We start from the raw sequence: 16359 nt of genomic DNA, 5'->3' as shown, positions 1-16359 counted from the left end.
GGGCTAGGTCGGGCGTCTGCTGCGGGGTGGCGCGAAACGTGCGGGGGCGCACGGTCGGTACGCGCCGAGCACGGGCGGTGCGCGGTGGCGCGCCGTCAGGTGGGGCGGGTGTGCTGAGCGTGGTCGCGTGGACCGTCTCTGCTACGACCGTACGTGGGCCGTGGGGCGCCCGTCTGCGGCACTTCCGGCCAACACCGGTGCTTTCCGGGCGGTTCGGGGCGCGCTGACGGGCGGTCAGCGCCGCCCGTGCGCCCCCGCCCCCGGAGCCCGTCGGGGCGTCCGCGGCCCATTCCGCCGGCAAGTGCCACGTGGGACGCGGTGAGGTGCGCCGGTGGCCGGCGGATATGCCTGCGGCACTTCCGGTGAGCCGGATCACGCCGGATCGGCCGCCCGCTCCGGCGGCGGTCGCCGGAGCGGGCGCTACGCTTCGTGGGCAGTGCTTCTGCAGTCGTTTTGTCGCAGGTCACGCCGGTGCAGAGGCGCATCGGCCGACGGAGGTGGAATCGGATGCCCCAGCAGGTCAAGGCAGTGATCGCGCGCGCCAAGGGCGCGCCCGTGGAGGTGGCCACGATCGTGGTGCCGGACCCTGGCCCGGGCGAGGCGGTGGTCCGGATCCAGGCTTGCGGCGTCTGCCACACCGACCTCCACTACCGCGAGGGCGGCATCAACGACGAGTTTCCGTTCCTGCTCGGCCACGAGGCCGCGGGCATCGTGGAGTCGGTCGGCGAGGGCGTCACCGAGGTGGTGCCCGGCGACTTCGTCGTCCTCAACTGGCGTGCGGTGTGCGGCCAGTGCCGGGCCTGTCGGCGCGGACGCCCGCAGTACTGCTTCGACACCCACAACGCCCAGCAGAAGATGACGCTGCTCGACGGCACCGAGCTGTCCCCGGCGCTGGGCATCGGCGCGTTCGCCGAGAAGACCCTCGTCGCCGCCGGCCAGTGCACCAAGGTCGACCCGGCGGCCGAGCCGGCCGTCGCCGGACTGCTGGGCTGCGGCGTCATGGCGGGCCTGGGCGCCGCGATCAACACCGGCAACGTCGGCCGCGGCGACTCGGTCGCGGTCATCGGCTGCGGCGGCGTCGGCGGCGCGGCCGTGATGGGCTCCCGGCTGGCGGGCGCGGCGAAGATCATCGCCGTCGACATCGACGACCGCAAGCTGGAGACCGCCCGCACGCTCGGTGCCACCCACACCGTCAACTCCCGCACCACCGACCCGGTCGAGGCGATCCGCGAGCTCACCGGCGGCAACGGCGCCGACGTGGTGGTGGAGGCGGTCGGCCGGCCCGAGACCTACCGGCAGGCCTTCTACGCCCGCGACCTGGCCGGCACCGTCGTCCTGGTCGGCGTACCGACCCCGGAGATGACGCTGGAGCTGCCGCTGCTCGACGTCTTCGGCCGCGGCGGCGCGCTCAAGTCCTCCTGGTACGGCGACTGCCTGCCCTCGCGGGACTTCCCGATGCTCATCGACCTCTACCTCCAGGGCCGCCTGGACCTGGGCGCCTTCGTCACCGAGACCATCGGACTCGACGCGGTGGAGCAGGCCTTCGAGCGCATGCACCAGGGCGACGTCCTCCGCTCGGTGGTGCTCCTGTGAGCGGGCGCGACCCCGCAGCCCGGGTCGACCGGCTGGTGACCGCCGGGACCTTCGAACTCGACGGCGGCAGCTGGGAGGTGGAGAACAACGTCTGGATCGTCGGCGACGACGAGGAGGCGGTGGTGATCGACGCCGCGCACGACGCCGAGGCCATCGCGACGGCGCTCGGCGGGCGCCGGCTGCTGGCGATCGTCTCCACGCACGCCCACAACGACCACATCGACGCGGCCCCGGCCCTCGCCGCCCGGACCGGTGCGCCGATCCTGCTGCACCCGGACGACCTCCCGCTGTGGAAGCTCACCCACCCCGCGCGCCTGCCGGACGGCGAACTGGCCGACGGACAGCGGATCGAGGTGGCCGGCACCGGGCTGACCGTCCTCCACACCCCGGGCCACGCGCCGGGCGCGGTCTGCCTGTACGCGCCCGAGCTGGGCACCGTCTTCACCGGCGACACCCTGTTCCAGGGCGGTCCGGGCGCGACCGGCCGGTCGTTCTCGCACTTCCCGACCATCATCGACTCGATCCGCGAGCGCCTGCTGACGCTCCCGCCCGAGACGGTGGTCCGCACCGGCCACGGCGACCCGACCACCATCGGCGCCGAGGCTCCCGCGCTGCCGGAGTGGATCGCCCGCGGCCACTGACACTGTGCCGGCGGCCACTGGCAACCGTGCCCGCCGGCCACTGCGCCGCAGGCACGGCCACCGCGCCGCCGCCTGCGGGCACCGCACCGCCTGCGGCCACCGCGTCGCACCCGAACGACCCCCGGGGGCTTGACCGTTCCCCGGGGGCCGTACGATCGCGATCATGGCCCATGACCCGCGCGACCTCGATGACGCCATGCTCGCCTTCTGGCGCGAGCGGCACATCTCCACCCTCACCACCACCCGCCCCGACGGCACGCCGCACGTGGTGCCGGTCGGCGTGACGTTCGAGCCGGAGACCTGTACCGCCCGGGTGATCACCAGCCGCACCAGCCTCAAGGCGCGCAACGTCGCGGCGGCCGGCCCGGAGGGCCTGCGGGTCGCGGTCTGCCAGGTCGACCGGGCGCGCTGGGCGACCCTGGAGGGCGTCGCCGTCGTCCGCGACGAGCCGGAGCAGGTCGCCGACGCGGAGCGGCGCTACACCGAGCGCTACCGCCAGCCGCGGGTCAATCCGGACCGGGTGGTCATCGAGATCGCCGTGGACCGCGTCCTCGGGCGAGGCTGAGGCTGCGCATCGGGCTCAGGCTGCGCCGCCTCGTCCTCGGAACGGCCGTTCTCGCAGGGAGAACGGCCGCCGCCCCCGGGAGGCTTCCTAGAACGCGGAGTTGGCGAACCAGAGCTGCAGCAGGTCCTCGTCGCCGGCCGTGGTGACCTCGGGCGCCGTACGGTCGATGCGCCCGTAGAGGAGGAGCAGCAGGTCGGCGGCGGTGGCCGAGACGGTGGCGTCGGCGGTCGCGTCACCGGATTCGAGGCCGAAGCCGTCGGGGCGCAGGCGCACCAGCCAGTCGCCGTCCCCGTCGGTGCGGGCGAAGCGGATCGTGCGGTCGTCGCCGCGAAGGCGGGCCGTCCCCGGGGCGAAGAAGGCCGCGTAGGGCAGGTTCGTCAGGAACTCGTCCACGCCGTCCGCGGCGAGCGCCGGGTCGAGGTCGGGCTTCACGCCCAGGGCGAGTTCGGCGTCGACGCGGTGGACGAGGGTCTCGAAGAGCATCCGGCGCACCCAGAACCGGGCGTGCTGGTCGGCGCCCCACGCCCACATCGGTGCGTCGAGGTCGGTGTCCGCGAACACCGCGGCGGCTTCTGCCGCGGCCTCAGCGAACCAGGCCGGGTAGTCCTCGGCCCGCTCGGGGAGCTTCAGGTCGACGTCCCGGCTGGTGGGCGGCTCCTGGATGCGCCGGCGCAGCAGGACGGTGAACCAGCGCTGGACGCTGCCCGCGTGGCGGACGAGGTCGGTGAGGGTCCAGTCGGGACAGCTGGGGACGGGGGTGACCGGGTCGGCGGACCGGACGGCGGCGACGAACCGGGTGGTCTCGGCGGACACGGCGGCGACGTGCTCGTTCGGGGTCATGGACGGGCGCTCCAGAGAGGGACGGGGGCGGTCGGGGGGACGGGATCAGGCGAGGGGCTTGTCGACGACGGCCTTGGCGTGGCTGAACGTCTCGATCGAGTACTCGCCGTGGTAGCGGCCCATGCCGCTCTCGCCGACGCCGCCGAACGGCAGCTCGGGCATCGCCAGGTGGGAGACGGGCAGGCCGAAGCTGAGCGCGCCGGAGGAGGTCTCCTCGGTGAGCCGCCGCTTGGTGTCCGCGGACTCGGTGAAGGCGTACAGCGCGAGCGGCTTGTCACGTTCGTTGATGAAGGCGATCGCCGCGTCGAGGTCGGGGACGGCCACGACGGGCAGGATCGGGCCGAAGATCTCGGCCCGCATCACCTCGGCCGTCGCGGGGACGTCGGCGAGGACGGTCGGGGCCAGGTAACGCGAGTCGCGGTCGTGCTCGCCGCCGATGACGGTGCGTCCGTCGCCGAGCAGCGCCGTGAGCCGGTCGAAGTGGCGCTCGTTGACGATCCGCCCGTAGTCGGTGCTCTCGGCCGGGGCCGTGCCGAACAGTGCCGTGACGGCGGAGGCCAGTTCCTGCTCCAGGCCGGCCGCGGTGTCACCGATGGCGAGGACGTAGTCGGGGGCGACGCAGGTCTGGCCGGCGTTGAGGAACTTGCCGCGGGCGATCCGCTGCGCGGTGACGGCGAGATCGGCGCCGGGCTCGACCACGACGGGGCTCTTGCCGCCGAGTTCCAGGGTGACCGGCGTGAGGTGCTTGGCGGCGGCGGCCATGACGATCCGCCCGACCGCGCCGTTGCCGGTGTAGAAGATGTGGTCGAAGCGCTGCTCCAGCAGCGCGGTGGTCTCGGGCACGGCGCCCTCGACGACCGCCACCGTCTCCTCGCCGAGGTAGCGCGGCAGCAGTTCGGCGATGGCCGCCGAGGTCGCGGGGGCGAGTTCGCTGGGCTTGACGAGCGCGGTGTTCCCGGCGGCGAGGGCGCCGACCAGCGGGGCCAGAGCGAGCTGGAGCGGGTAGTTCCAGGGCGCGATGATCAGCACCACGCCCAGCGGGTCGCGGACGACCCGGGCCTCGGCCGGGTGGAAGACCTTCGGCACGGCGGCGGGCCTCGGGTGCAGCCATTCCTCCAAGTTCGCCACGGTGTGGTCGAGTTCGTGGAGCGTGAAGCCGATCTCGGTGCGGTACGCCTCGGTGGCGCTCTTGCCGAGGTCGGCGTGCAGGGCCTGTTGGAACACCTCGGCCTGTTCGGCGAGGAGGGCGCGCAGGGCGGCCAGCTTGTCCAGGCGCCAGGCGAGCGGCCTGGTCCGGCCGGTGTCGAACTCGGCCCGCAGTCGGGCGACCACCGAAGGAATGCTGTCAGTCATGAGGGTCTCGCGGTCCTGAGGCGTGGTGGGGTGCGGGCGGTTGCGTTTGCGCCCGTGGAATTTTCATCACATGAAGCAATAGCTCAAGAGTGACACTAAGGATGAAAGGTTGAGTTTGTCAAGCATTGGTTCGCGTCGCACCCCCGCGTTCGCGTCAGCGGGGGAACGCCCGGCCCGACGTGTAGCCGAGCATCGCGTCGTACAGGTCGGTGCGGCGGTCGCGCACCAGGTCGTTGAGCGGGTTCCAGATCGGTGCGCCGCGGGAGGCGACGACGTCGACGTCCGCGCTGAGGATGCGCTCCTCGTCCGGCCCGGCGATCTCGCCCAGCGGCCAGCCGTCGGTGCCGGCGATCAGTGAGCAGCCCAGGAAGCGCGCGTCGCGGTCGGTGCCGATCCGGTTGGCGGCGGCGATGACGACGCTGTTGACGTGCGCGGCGGTCATGGTCAGGTAGGCGGCCATGCACCGCCCGCCCTGGTCGAACACCGGCGGCGGTGTCCACGTCCAGTTGTTGGCGCTGCAGATGATGTCCGCGCCCTGGAGGGCCAGCAGCCGCGGCACTTCGGGGAACCAGATGTCCCAGCAGACGAGCAGGCCGATGCGCCCGAGCGAGGTCTCGAAGACCGGGCAGCCGCGGTCGCCCGGCGTGAACCAGAGCTTCTCGGTGTTCCACAGGTGCGTCTTGCGGTAGTGCCCGAGGTAGCCGTCCGGGCCGACCAGGACGGCGGTGTCGTACAGGCGGACACCGTCTCGCTCGACCAGCCCCCCGACCAGGTGCACGCCACGGTCGTGCGCGAAGGCCTCCCACCGGCGGACGGTGCGTCCGGCCGGCACCTCCTCGGCGTGTGCGTAGGCCTCGGCCCTGGTCGCGAACGCGTAGCCGGTGGCGCACAGTTCGGGCAGCACGATCAGCGTCGCGCCGTCGTCGGCGGCCCGTGCGGCCAGGCCCAGGCCGTGCTCGACGTTGCGCTCCCGGTGCTCGACTCCGACCTGCACGTCGAACTGCACGACGCAGACGCGGGCGGGACTCGCCCGCCGGTCCTCCGCCGGTGCGCACACGGCCTCGGGGCGGGGCGGGGGCACGGGCATGGGCATGGGCATCGTCGCCTCTCTCCGGCTCCCCGACGGGCGCCCTTGCGGTCGTACGGGGGCGGTGCTGGTGCGCCCGCCCCACCCGGTGCGGTTCGCCACCACGCTGACGCCTCGGAGCCGCCGCCACAAGAGTGCGAACGCCACGAGCGTGCGCATCACGGACCGTGAACGCCGCAAGTGCGCGTGCACCACCAGCGGCCGGCGGCTCCGGCACCCCGCGGGTGGGCCGCGAGCCGGTCGGCGAGGCACGATGGAGCGGACAGCTCCCCGGCCGGGAGGAGGCCTGCTCATGTCCACCTGGCTCGACGACCCCTCGCGGAACCCGGGGGGCGACGCAGAGGTCCTTCGGATCACCACCCTGGTGGTCCCGGGGACGGCCGTGGTCTGCCGCCTCGAAGGCGAAGTGGACCAGGAACAGCGACCGAAGCTGGAGAACGCCCTCACCGAGGCGGTGAAGGCCGGCCAGCCGCGGCTCGTCGTCGACCTGGCGGGCCTGTCCTTCTGCGATTCCTCCGGCCTCAACGCCTTCCTGCAGGCCCGCCAGGACGCCGGCACCGCCGGTATCCGGCTGGTCCTCGTCGCCCCGACGCCCCTGATGCGGCGGCTGCTGGAGATCACCGGCACGGACGAGGTGTTCACCGTCCACGACAGCGTCCGTGCCGCCCTCGACTCCACCGGCCCCGACACCGGCTGAAGCGGCCGTGCGCCCGCCTCCCGGGGTGCGGACGGGCGGCGCCGGCCGCCGGCGCCGCCCGTTTCCGGCCGCGAACGCGGGGCAGACGCGCGGGCATGGATCAGTCCCAGGCACCGGTACTCGAAGCCCTCGCGGCCTTCCACGCCAATCCGCTCACCGCGTTCACCCCGCCCGGCCACAAGCAGGGCCGCGGCGCCGACCCCCGGGTCCTCCAGACGCTGGGCCCGGACGTCTTCCGAGCGGACGTGCTGGCCACCGGCGGCCTGGACGACCGCCTGGACACCCGAGGCATCCTCCAGCACGCCCAGGAGCTGATGGCCGAAGCCGTCGGCGCCCGCCACACGTTCTTCTCCACCTGCGGCAGTTCCCTGTCGGTGAAGGCCGCGATGCTGTCCGTCGCGGGCCCGCACGAGGAGATCCTGGTCGGCCGGGACGCGCACAAGTCGGTCGTCGCCGGGCTCATCCTGGCCGGCATCCGCCCGGTCTGGGTCGACCCGCAGTGGGATCCCGACCTGCACCTGGCCCATCCGCCGTCCGCCGAGTCGTTCCGGGCCGCCCTGGCCCGGCACCCGGACGTCCGGGGCGCGCTGGTCACCTCGCCCACCCCGTACGGGACCTGCGCCGAACTGGAGGCGATCGCCGACGCGTGCCACGAGCACGGCAAACCGCTGATCGTGGACGAGGCGTGGGGCGCGCACCTGCCCTTCCACCCCCGGCTGCCGCGCTGGGCGATGGACGCGGGGGCGGACGTGTGCGTCACCTCCGTCCACAAGATGGGCTCGGCCCTGGAACAGAGCTCCGTCTTCCACCTGCAGGGCGACCTCATCGACCCCGCCGTGCTCGCCCAACGCGAGGACCTGCTCGGCACCACCAGCCCCTCCACCCTGGTCTACGCCGCGCTGGACGGCTGGCGCCGCCAGATGGTGCAGCACGGCCGCACCCTCTACGACCACGCGCTCGACCTCGCCGACACCGTCCGCGGCCGCATCGACGCGCTGGAGGGCATGCACGTGCACGGCCGCGAGGACTTCTGCGGGCCCGGACGCGCCGCCGAGTTCGACCCCCTCCAGGTCATCATCGATATCTCCGCCCTGGGCACGAGCGGCTACCGGGCTGGCGACTGGCTGCGCTCCCACCACCAGATCACCCTCCACATCTGCGACCACCGCCGCATCAGCGCCCAGTTGACGCACGCCGACGACACCACGACCACCGGCCTCCTGCTGCACGGCCTGGCCGAACTCGTCGAGGTCGCCCCGGACTTGCGGCCCGTGCCGGACATCCACATCCCGGGCCCCGAGCAACTGCGCCTGGAACAGGTCCTGCTGCCGCGCGACGCCTTCTTCGGCCCCACCGAGCAGGTGCCCGTCGAGAAGGCGGCCGGGCGGATCGCCGCCGAGATGCTCACCCCGTACCCGCCCGGCATCCCGGCGGCCGTGCCCGGCGAGCGCCTCAACGACGACGTCGTCGACTACCTGCGCAGCGGAGTCGAGGCGGGCATGCTCGTCCCCGACAGCGTCGACTCCGGGCTGGCCTCCGTCCGCGTCGTCGTCGAGACCTGACGGCCGCACACCCATGCCGCCCGGCCCCGACCCCGGCCCCGTCCCCGGCCCTGACCCCGCTCCCGACCGCGGCCCGGCACGGCACCGCGAGGCGCACGGACCGGAGGCGGTGCCCGCCCGAGCGGGGCTCGACCGGACCGGGGTCCTGGTCAGGCAGATCACCGCCGCCCTGACAGCCGCCGGCCACACCGTCGCCGTCGCCGAATCACTGACCGGAGGCCGACTCGCCACCGCCCTCGCGGACGCCCCCGGCGCAGGCCAGGCGTTCCTCGGCGGCGTCGTCGCGTACGCCACCGACCTGAAGAGCACCCTGCTGCACGTCGACGCCGCGCTCCTCGCCGACGAGGGGCCCGTCCACCCCGGTGTCGCCGCCCAGATGGCCGAAGGGATCCGCGGCATCACCGGCGCCACCTACGGGCTCGCCACGACCGGCGTCGCCGGCCCCGCCCCCCAGGACGGCCGGCCGGTGGGCACCGTCTACATCGCCCTCGCCGCCCCGCACACAACGGCGACAGTCGAACCCCGACCACGCACCGACCGACGCGAGACCATCCAGCACGACACCGTCCTCGCCGCCCTGCAACTCCTCCATGACCTCCTCCGGCCCGGCAGTGCGGCCGTTCCCCCGTGACGGCACCACCGCGGTGGCGGACGTCCTCCGGCGGTGCCCACACTGGTAGCCGGCCCCCGCGCCCGACCCATCGCCACCCGAACCACCGGCGATGCCCCGCGCCTTCGACCCAGGAGCAGCCGACGCATGCCCCCACAGCGAGACCGCCCGGCGACCGGCCGCGACGAAACCCCGGAGGAACGCGCCGACCGCCTGTGGAACGAGATGCTGCAGGAGGTGCGCGTCTGCCAGACCGGCGCCCAGATCCTGTTCGGGTTCCTGCTCAGCGTCGTCTTCACCCCCCGGTACCGCGATCTCCCCACCTTCGACCAGCACCTCTACGTCGCCACCGTCTTCCTCGGCGCCCTCGCCACCGGAACCCTCATCGCCCCCGTCGCCTTCCACCGCCTCCTGTCCGGCCGCGGCATGAAGCCCGAGCTCATCCACGTGGCCGGCCGCCTCATCGCCGCCGGACTGGTCCTGCTCGCCCTCACCATCACCGCCGCCCTGCTCCTCCTCCTGCGCACCGCCACCGACCTGTCCGCCACGGCCTGGGTCCTCACCGGGGTGGCCGCGCTCTGGTTCGGCATCGGCTGGCTGGTGCTTCCCCGGTACGTGCTGTGGCGCGGCTCCCGTACGGGCGGCGCGCCCGGCCCCCAAGACCGGGGCACCGGAGGCGACACCCGCTGACCCGGCGCGGCCACCGACCCGGCGCGGTCACGGATCCGCAAGCGCACCCGGGGTGCGGACCACCCGCGTGCAGCAACCCGCGAGGCGGACGGCGGCGCCCCGCACCAGACTCGCCCCGGGAACCCGTCCGCCGCACCGGTCGCCCCGGCCCCGGACCCCCCGAAAGGAGCACCACCGCCGTGATGAGCGATCAGCACACCCCGCACGACCCGACCGACCAGCACCCCCAGCCGCCGTTCCCGGAGCAGTCCCAGCCGCACCCCGGCAGCGCTGCGGCCATGCGGCCGGACCCCGACCACGGCGAGACCAGCTACCGCGGCACCGGCCGCCTGACCGGGCGCGTGGCGCTGATCACCGGCGGCGACTCCGGAATCGGACGCGCCGTCGCCCTCGCCTTCGCCCGCGAGGGAGCGGACGTCGCCTTCTGCCACCTGCCCGAGGAGCAGGCCGACGCCGAGGAGACCACCCGCCTGGTCGTCGACGCCGGCCGCCGCGCCCTCGCCGTCGCCGGCGACCTGCGCGACCAGAGCTTCTGCACCGAGCTGGTGACCCGCTGCACCGACCTGTTCGGCCGCCTCGACATCCTCGTAAACAACGCCGCGTACCAGATGTCCCAGCCCGACGGCCTCCGCGCGATCACCACCGAGCAGTTCGACCGGGTCATCAGGACCAACCTGTACGGCATGTTCTGGACCACCCGTGCCGCCCTGCCCCATCTGCGCCCCGGCGCCTCGATCATCAACACCGCCTCCGTGCAGGCCTACAAGCCCAGCCCCCACCTGCTGGACTACGCGATGAGCAAGGCCGCGATCGTCGCCTTCACCCAGGGCCTGGCGCTGCAGCTCGCGCCCGACGGCGTCCGCGTCAACGCCGTCGCGCCGGGACCGGTGTGGACACCGCTGATCCCGGCCACCATGGACGACGAGAAGGTCGCGCACTTCGGCGAGCAGTCCCCGCTGGGCCGCGCCGCCCAGCCCGCCGAGATGGCCCCGGCCTACGTCTTCCTCGCCTCCCAGGAGTCCTCCTACATCACCGCCGAGATCCTCAACGCGACCGGCGGCACCCCCCTGCCCTGACGGCCCCGTCGGCTATGTCCCGGGCGGGCCGTCGGGCGACCGGGTGCCCCGCGCGCGTGGGTCCGTACGGCCGGGCGGGCGAAGGACCGCGGCGCCCAGGGCGAGCCACATCGCGGCGAGCAGCCAGCCGCCGAGGACGTCCAGCGGCCAGTGCACGCCGAGGTAGATCCGGCTGAGGCCGACCGAGACCGCGAACCCGGCGGCGACGGTGACGGCGCCGGTGGTGACGGCGCGGGTGGTGGCCCGGCCCGTCGACGGGCGGGCGCGGGCGACGCAGACGGCCAGCAGACCGGCGCAGACCGCCGAGGTGAAGGCGTGCCCGGACGGGAAGGAGAACCCGGAGGCGCTCGTCGCCCAGAACGTCCGAGGCGGCCGGGGGCGCGCGAACGCGTGCACGAGCCCCAGGCGCAGGAACTGGCCCGCGACGAGCCAGAGGACGGGGGCGACCACCGTCAGGACGGCCTGGCCCGGGGGTCGCGGGGCGGGCCGCGTCCGCACGGTGACGACTCCGGCGGCCAGGGTCAGCAGGTAGGGCACCACGCCGGACCCGAGCGAGGTGACGGCAGCGGCGGCCGTCCGGGCGTCCGGCGGCCGGTGCGCGGCGCTCCAGTCGATCGCCGCCCGCTCGAAGCCGAACGGTGCCCAGCCGTGCGCGGCCGGCAGCGCGGCGACGGCCGCGAACAGCAGCCCGGCCGCGCCGGCGACGGTCGGGTTCGACGGGAGGCCCATGGCGTTCAGCGCCCTTCTCGGGGGAAGTCTCGGCCGGTCCCGGCGAACGGCCGCCGGGGCGTGCGGCTCCCATGCTCGGACGGCGGGACGCCCGGTGGCCCGGAGCCACGCCACGGCCGCCACGACGGGCGCAGCGCGGCAGGCCGCAGCGGGTTTGATCGCGGCCGCAGCGGTTAGCCGAGCCTGTGGCCCCGATCCGTGTCCGGGCGGGTCAGGACGCCTGTGAGTGCCGAGTGGTGGAGGAGCTGGTGATGAAGGTTTCCGACTATGTGCTCGAACGGCTGCGCGACTGGGAGGTCGAGCACGTCTTCGCCTACCCCGGCGACGGCATCAACGGGTTGCTCGCGGCCTGGGGCCGGGCCGACAACCGGCCGGTCTTCGTCCAGGCGCGGCACGAGGAGATGGCCGCGTTCGAGGCCGTCGGCTACGCCAAGTTCTCCGGCCGCACCGGGGTGTGCGCGGCGACCTCAGGGCCGGGCGCGATCCACCTGCTCAACGGGCTCTACGACGCCAAGCTCGACCACGTCCCCGTCGTGGCGATCGTCGGCCAGACCGACCGCAGCGCCATGGGCGGCTCCTACCAGCAGGAAGTCGACCTCCTCAGCCTCTACAAGGACGTGGCCTCGGAGTTCTGCGAGATGGTCACCGTCCCCGCCCAACTGCCCAACGTGCTGGACCGCGCCCTGCGCATCGCCGCGACCCGTCGGACGGTGACGGCGGTGATCATCCCGGCGGACGTCCAGGAACTCGACTACGAGCCGCCGGCGCACGCGTTCAAGCAGGTGCCGTCCAGCCTCGGCCTCCCGCACTACGCGCCGGTACCGGCCGAGCAGGACCTGGCCCGGGCGGCGGAGGTCCTGAACGCGGGCGAGAAGGTCGCCATGCTGGTCGGGCAGGGCGCCCGGCACGCCCGGGCCGAGGTCGAGCGGGTCGCCGACCTGCTCGGCGCCGGGGTGGCGAAGGCGCTGCTGGGCAAGGACGCGCTGCCGGACACCCTGCCGTACGTCACCGGGTCGATCGGCCTGCTCGGCACCCGCCCCTCGTACGAGCTGATGCGCGACTGCGACACCCTCCTGGTGGTGGGATCCAGCTTCCCGTACAGCCAGTTCCTGCCCGAGTTCGGCAAGGCGAGGGCGGTGCAGATCGACCTCGACCCGTCCATGGTCGGGCTGCGCTACCCGTTCGAGGTCAACCTGGTCGGCGACGCCGGCGAGGCGCTGCGCCGGCTGATCCCGCTGCTGGAGCAGAAGACCGACGGCGTCTGGCGCAAGACCGTGGAGGACAACGCCGCGCGCTGGTGGGAGGTGATGCGGCGGCGAGCCGAGGTGAGCGCCGATCCGGTCAACCCCGAGTACGTCGTCCACACGCTCGACGCGCTGCTGCCCGACAACGCGATCCTCGCCGCGGACTCCGGCTCGGCCGCCAACTGGTACGCCCGCCACCTGCGCTTCCGCGGCGCCATGCGCGGCTCGCTGTCCGGCACCCTGGCCACCATGGGCCCGGGCGTGCCGTACGCGATCGGGGCCAAGTTCGCCCACCCCGACCGGCCCGCGATCGCCATCGTCGGCGACGGTGCCATGCAGATGAACGGCCTCGCCGAGCTCATCACCGCCGCCAAGTACTACGGCGAGTGGTCGGACCCGCGCCTGGTCGTCGCGGTGCTCAACAACCACGACCTCAACCAGGTCACCTGGGAGATGCGCGGGATGCAGGGGGCCCCGCAGTTCGAGCCCTCGCAGAGCCTGCCCGACATCCGCTACGCGGACGTCGCGACCCTGTTCGGCCTGTACGGCGCGCGGGTGGAGCGGCCCGAGGACGTGGAGCCGGTGTGGCGTCAGGCGCTGGCGGCGGACCGGCCGTTCGTCATCGACTTCCGGACCGATCCGGCGGTCCCGCCGATCCCACCGCACGCCTCGTGGGACCAGATCAAGGCGGCCGCGCTGTCCGTGCTGAAGGGCGACAGCGACCGCGGCTCGGTGGTGCGCCAGGGCGTCAAGGCCAAGGTGCAGGAGTTCCTGCCCGGCCACGGGGGGACCTGAGCGACGCCACCGGCCGGAGGAGGACGACATGACCACATCCCTGCGCGAACTGCTGCACCGCGAAGCCCGTACCTACGGCGGCGACGACGATCGTCCGCTCGCCGGCTACACCGGCCTCATGGCCGCCTACTCCGGCGCCGTCCTCGGCGCTGCCGCGCTCGCCCGGGCCTGCCACCGGGAGGTGCCGCGCCCGGGCCCGTGGGACGTCGCGCTCGCCGCGCTGGCCACCCACCAGCTCTCCCGCCTGATCGCCAAGGACCCCGTCACCAGCCCCCTGCGAGCCCCGTTCACCCGCTTCCAGGGCACCGCCGGCCCCGCCGAACTGGAGGAGGAGGTCCGCGGCACGGGCGCCCGCAAGGCGATCGGAGAACTGGTCACCTGCCCGTTCTGCACCGGCCTGTGGGTCGCCACCGCCTGCACCGTCGGCTCCGTCTTCGCGCCGCGCGCCACCAGGCTCGTCACCGCCACGCTGGCCGCCTCGGCCGTCGCCGACTTCCTGCAGTACGCCCGCGTGGCCGCCCAGGACGCCGCCGAGGGCACCTCCTGACGGCCGACGCCGACGCCGACGCCGTCCGGACCGGTCGGCGTCGGCGGCAGGGCGCGGCCAGGCTGCCCAGGCGGCGGCGGAGCGCTGCGCCGTAGGGCGGTGTGGGCGGTGGGTCAGGAGGTCGAGTGCTCCGCGGGGGCGGCGTCGTCCTCGGCGCGGTCCGGGGCTGCCGGCTCGGCGGCGCGAGGCGCGGCGCTCGCTTCGGCGGCGCGGCACGCGCTGCACGTCTGCCAGGGGGGCCGCGGGTGGCCGGGGTCGGTCGACCGCTGCGGGGCGAGGGTCATGTCGGAGGTGTCCAGCCCGCACAGCGTGAGGGGGCCACAGGCGCCGGAGGCCTCCGCGGGTGCGGTGTGGGCGCGGCGCACCGGGGTCTCGGGGTCTGCCGGTGTGTGGTCGGAGCCGAGGAGCCGGACGTTGGTCGGCGTATCCGGTTCGAGCACGATGACGGTGTCCATCTCCTCAACGTGGCCCCAGGGCCGCGCCGCTGCACCCGCACGGTGGCATCCGGACCAGCCGGGCCCGCGCGCCGCAGCGCCGGCGTCGGAGTGCGCATCGGCCGCCGGTGCCGCAGGGTGGTCGGACCAGCCTGTTCGCCGGAGGCCCCAGCGGGCCCCTGGCCGTCTGCCGTGATGAGGTGGCTCCGTGCCTGGTCGGTCGACACCGGCGTTCTCCGCCGTCCGTCCTCGGGGGCAGGTCGCTGTCGGCGCCCCCGCACCCGCCCGACGCCCTGTGGGGCCCGCCGACACCGGCGCCCGGGGTGACGGCCGGATCCCCGGCTTCACCCGGACGGGTCACTGACCATGGCCACGACGACCTCCCGCCCCGTCGCGTCCGGTTACCTGCTGTGGCTGCGCGGCCCGTCGGGGACGCTCAGCACCTCGCCGGTCGCCGCGACCGGCCGCCTGGGCCCGGCCGGGCACCCGCTCTACACCGGCTGCGACGGGCACCTCCTGGTGGAGATCACCGCCGAGGGCCGGCACCGCGCCCTCGCCCGCCCCACGCACACCCGCATCCTGACCGTCGCGCGCGTGAGCTGACCGCCGCGACGTGTCGGTGTGTCGGCGCGTCAGCGCGTCAGTGCGTCCGGGCGTCAGCGCAGGAGAGTGGCGAGGAGTTCGGCGATGGTGGGGCCGGCGTCGGCGGGATGGCGCAGTGGTTTGCCGGTGGCGACGCTGTAGTGGTTGGTGCGGCCGAGGCGTTCGTGGCTGAGGTACCCGGCCAGTTCGAGGTCGGCGATGATGCGTTGGACCGCGCGTTCGGTGAGCAGGCACCGGGTGGCGATGTCCCGTACCCGGATGCCGGGGTCTCGGGCGATCTGGACCAGCACCCGCGCGTGGTTGGTCAGGAAGGTCCACTGCCGCTCAGTCGCCGTACCGTTCTCCATCTCTCTACGATAGAACCCGTGTTTCACGACTGCTGAAGCGCGACAGGTGATTCGTGCAATGGTTGACACGTCCGGCGACCGGGTGAAAGGTGGAGAACCCCGGCTCACGCCGCTCCCGCACCGGATCCGTGCGGCGGCCCGCTGTCTGGAGATGGTTCCGTGGACCCGATGAACAGGCAGGCGCTGGAACGGCTCAGGTCCCTCCTCGCCGAACGGATCGGCGCACCCGGCGACAGCGGCGCGGACCCCTGCCGGATCGAACCGCTGCGCCGGCAGGTGAGCCACGCCGTCACCGGCATAGACGCCTACCTCAGCGCGGTCGAGGCGGGCAGCTCCACCGTCGTCGGGCTGCGCGAGCAGGCCCTCGACCTGTGGCAGGGCCTGGAGCGCATCGCGTCCGCGTGGCCGGAGCCGGGCGCCGCCGCCGGCGCCGGGGCGCGGGTGCCCGCCCAGCCCGGCCCGTGAGGCGGGGGAGACCGAGGAGGCCCACCGAGGGGACAGCAAGGAGGAGATGACGGTGCTTCCCTGCCTGAAGTCGGAGACCGTCCGGTACGGCGACGCCCTCGTGTGCTCCTTCACCGGGGACATGATCCTGGACAGCGGGCCGGTCGTCGCCGAGACACTGGGCGCTGCGCTCGACCAGCGCCCGGCCCTGCTCGCGGTCGACCTGGCCGGAGTGGAGCTGTTCACCTCCACCGGCCTCAACCTGCTCCTCGTCGCCCGCCGGCGGGCCCTGGACGACGGCATCCCGCTCGTGCTGGTCGCCCCCTCACCGCGGACCGTGCGGGTGCTGGAACTCACCGACACCGCCCCGCTGTTCCCCGTCCACGCCACCGTCGAGGAAGCCGTCCGGCGGCGGCTGCCGCGTACTCCGCCCGTCTGAGCGCATGGCCCCGGCGTGATCGGGTATCCGTCCCGGTCGAGACACGAGATCCATCTGCAGCAG

The 16359-nt window shown here is 74.0% G+C and carries 19 protein-coding genes; 13 read left to right on the top strand and 6 right to left on the bottom strand.

The annotated features are described in order from the left end of the window. The first annotated feature begins 507 nt into the window (after positions 1–507). The 3 genes from AC0B61_RS30865 (at position 508) to AC0B61_RS30855 (ending at position 2799) form a co-directional block, all read left to right on the top strand. Positions 508–1593 (top strand): S-(hydroxymethyl)mycothiol dehydrogenase, encoded by a 1086-nt coding sequence (locus AC0B61_RS30865; protein WP_471744783.1) that lies wholly within the window; start codon positions 508–510, stop codon positions 1591–1593. Further along, positions 1590–2234, top strand: coding sequence for an MBL fold metallo-hydrolase (locus tag AC0B61_RS30860; RefSeq protein ID WP_471744782.1), 645 nt, complete (start codon positions 1590–1592; stop codon positions 2232–2234). Before AC0B61_RS30865 ends, AC0B61_RS30860 begins: the two co-directional genes overlap by 4 nt. A gap of 163 nt (positions 2235–2397) precedes the next feature. Next, positions 2398–2799, top strand: coding sequence for a TIGR03618 family F420-dependent PPOX class oxidoreductase (locus tag AC0B61_RS30855; protein WP_471744780.1), 402 nt, complete (start codon positions 2398–2400; stop codon positions 2797–2799). Positions 2800–2886: 87 nt separating this feature from the next. Here the strand turns inward: AC0B61_RS30855 and AC0B61_RS30850 are convergent, their stop codons facing one another. The 3 genes from AC0B61_RS30850 to AC0B61_RS30840 form a co-directional block, all read right to left on the bottom strand. Next, entirely contained in the window at positions 2887–3639 is a 753-nt protein-coding gene (locus AC0B61_RS30850; protein WP_471744779.1) for a maleylpyruvate isomerase family mycothiol-dependent enzyme, read from the bottom strand. 45 nt (positions 3640–3684) lie between these two features. Next, positions 3685–4992 (bottom strand): aldehyde dehydrogenase family protein, encoded by a 1308-nt coding sequence (locus AC0B61_RS30845; protein WP_471744777.1) that lies wholly within the window; start codon positions 4990–4992, stop codon positions 3685–3687. A gap of 154 nt (positions 4993–5146) precedes the next feature. Next, complete coding sequence (locus AC0B61_RS30840; RefSeq protein ID WP_471744775.1) at positions 5147–6079, bottom strand: nitrilase family protein; 933 nt, start codon at positions 6077–6079, stop codon at positions 5147–5149. A gap of 292 nt (positions 6080–6371) precedes the next feature. Between AC0B61_RS30840 and AC0B61_RS30835 the strand changes: the two genes are divergently transcribed. The 5 genes from AC0B61_RS30835 (at position 6372) to AC0B61_RS30815 (ending at position 10714) form a co-directional block, all read left to right on the top strand. Next, positions 6372–6776, top strand: coding sequence for an STAS domain-containing protein (locus tag AC0B61_RS30835; RefSeq protein ID WP_471744774.1), 405 nt, complete (start codon positions 6372–6374; stop codon positions 6774–6776). 95 nt (positions 6777–6871) lie between these two features. Then, positions 6872–8338 (top strand): aminotransferase class I/II-fold pyridoxal phosphate-dependent enzyme, encoded by a 1467-nt coding sequence (locus AC0B61_RS30830; protein WP_471744772.1) that lies wholly within the window; start codon positions 6872–6874, stop codon positions 8336–8338. Between the two features lie 109 nt (positions 8339–8447). After that, positions 8448–8969 (top strand): CinA family protein, encoded by a 522-nt coding sequence (locus AC0B61_RS30825; RefSeq protein WP_471744770.1) that lies wholly within the window; start codon positions 8448–8450, stop codon positions 8967–8969. A 126-nt stretch (positions 8970–9095) separates the two neighbouring features. Beyond that, entirely contained in the window at positions 9096–9638 is a 543-nt protein-coding gene (locus AC0B61_RS30820) for a DUF6328 family protein (RefSeq protein ID WP_471744768.1), read from the top strand. 182 nt (positions 9639–9820) lie between these two features. Further along, a complete protein-coding gene (locus AC0B61_RS30815) occupies positions 9821–10714 on the top strand; it encodes an SDR family oxidoreductase (RefSeq protein ID WP_471744766.1) in 894 nt (297 codons plus the stop codon). A gap of 12 nt (positions 10715–10726) precedes the next feature. Here AC0B61_RS30815 and AC0B61_RS30810 read toward each other — a convergent pair whose 3' ends face one another. Then, positions 10727–11443 (bottom strand): phosphatase PAP2 family protein, encoded by a 717-nt coding sequence (locus tag AC0B61_RS30810; RefSeq protein WP_471744765.1) that lies wholly within the window; start codon positions 11441–11443, stop codon positions 10727–10729. A gap of 251 nt (positions 11444–11694) precedes the next feature. On the opposite strand from AC0B61_RS30810, the gene AC0B61_RS30805 reads away from it, so the two are divergent. Both AC0B61_RS30805 and AC0B61_RS30800 read left to right on the top strand, forming a co-directional pair. Then, a complete protein-coding gene (locus tag AC0B61_RS30805) occupies positions 11695–13482 on the top strand; it encodes a thiamine pyrophosphate-requiring protein (RefSeq protein WP_471744764.1) in 1788 nt (595 codons plus the stop codon). A gap of 28 nt (positions 13483–13510) precedes the next feature. After that, a complete protein-coding gene (locus AC0B61_RS30800; protein WP_471744762.1) occupies positions 13511–14029 on the top strand; it encodes a DUF1360 domain-containing protein in 519 nt (172 codons plus the stop codon). A gap of 113 nt (positions 14030–14142) precedes the next feature. Here AC0B61_RS30800 and AC0B61_RS30795 read toward each other — a convergent pair whose 3' ends face one another. Further along, the gene (locus tag AC0B61_RS30795) at positions 14143–14484 is read right to left on the bottom strand and encodes a hypothetical protein (RefSeq protein WP_471744761.1); all 342 of its coding nucleotides are present in this window, start codon (positions 14482–14484) and stop codon (positions 14143–14145) included. Between the two features lie 345 nt (positions 14485–14829). Between AC0B61_RS30795 and AC0B61_RS30790 the strand changes: the two genes are divergently transcribed. Next, a complete protein-coding gene (locus AC0B61_RS30790; protein WP_471744760.1) occupies positions 14830–15066 on the top strand; it encodes a DUF6296 family protein in 237 nt (78 codons plus the stop codon). Positions 15067–15119: 53 nt separating this feature from the next. On the opposite strand, the gene AC0B61_RS30785 is transcribed toward AC0B61_RS30790, so the two are convergent. Beyond that, complete coding sequence (locus AC0B61_RS30785; RefSeq protein WP_471744758.1) at positions 15120–15413, bottom strand: helix-turn-helix transcriptional regulator; 294 nt, start codon at positions 15411–15413, stop codon at positions 15120–15122. A gap of 168 nt (positions 15414–15581) precedes the next feature. On the opposite strand from AC0B61_RS30785, the gene AC0B61_RS30780 reads away from it, so the two are divergent. Continuing rightward, entirely contained in the window at positions 15582–15878 is a 297-nt protein-coding gene (locus tag AC0B61_RS30780) for a hypothetical protein (RefSeq protein ID WP_471744756.1), read from the top strand. 46 nt (positions 15879–15924) lie between these two features. Then, complete coding sequence (locus AC0B61_RS30775; protein ID WP_471744755.1) at positions 15925–16296, top strand: STAS domain-containing protein; 372 nt, start codon at positions 15925–15927, stop codon at positions 16294–16296. Positions 16297–16359: the final 63 nt, after the last annotated feature.

It is taken from the genome of Kitasatospora sp. NPDC023385, assembly GCF_055664045.1.
Note: the sequence above shows the minus strand (reverse complement) of the source record. Positions and strands in the feature narration are given on the sequence as shown.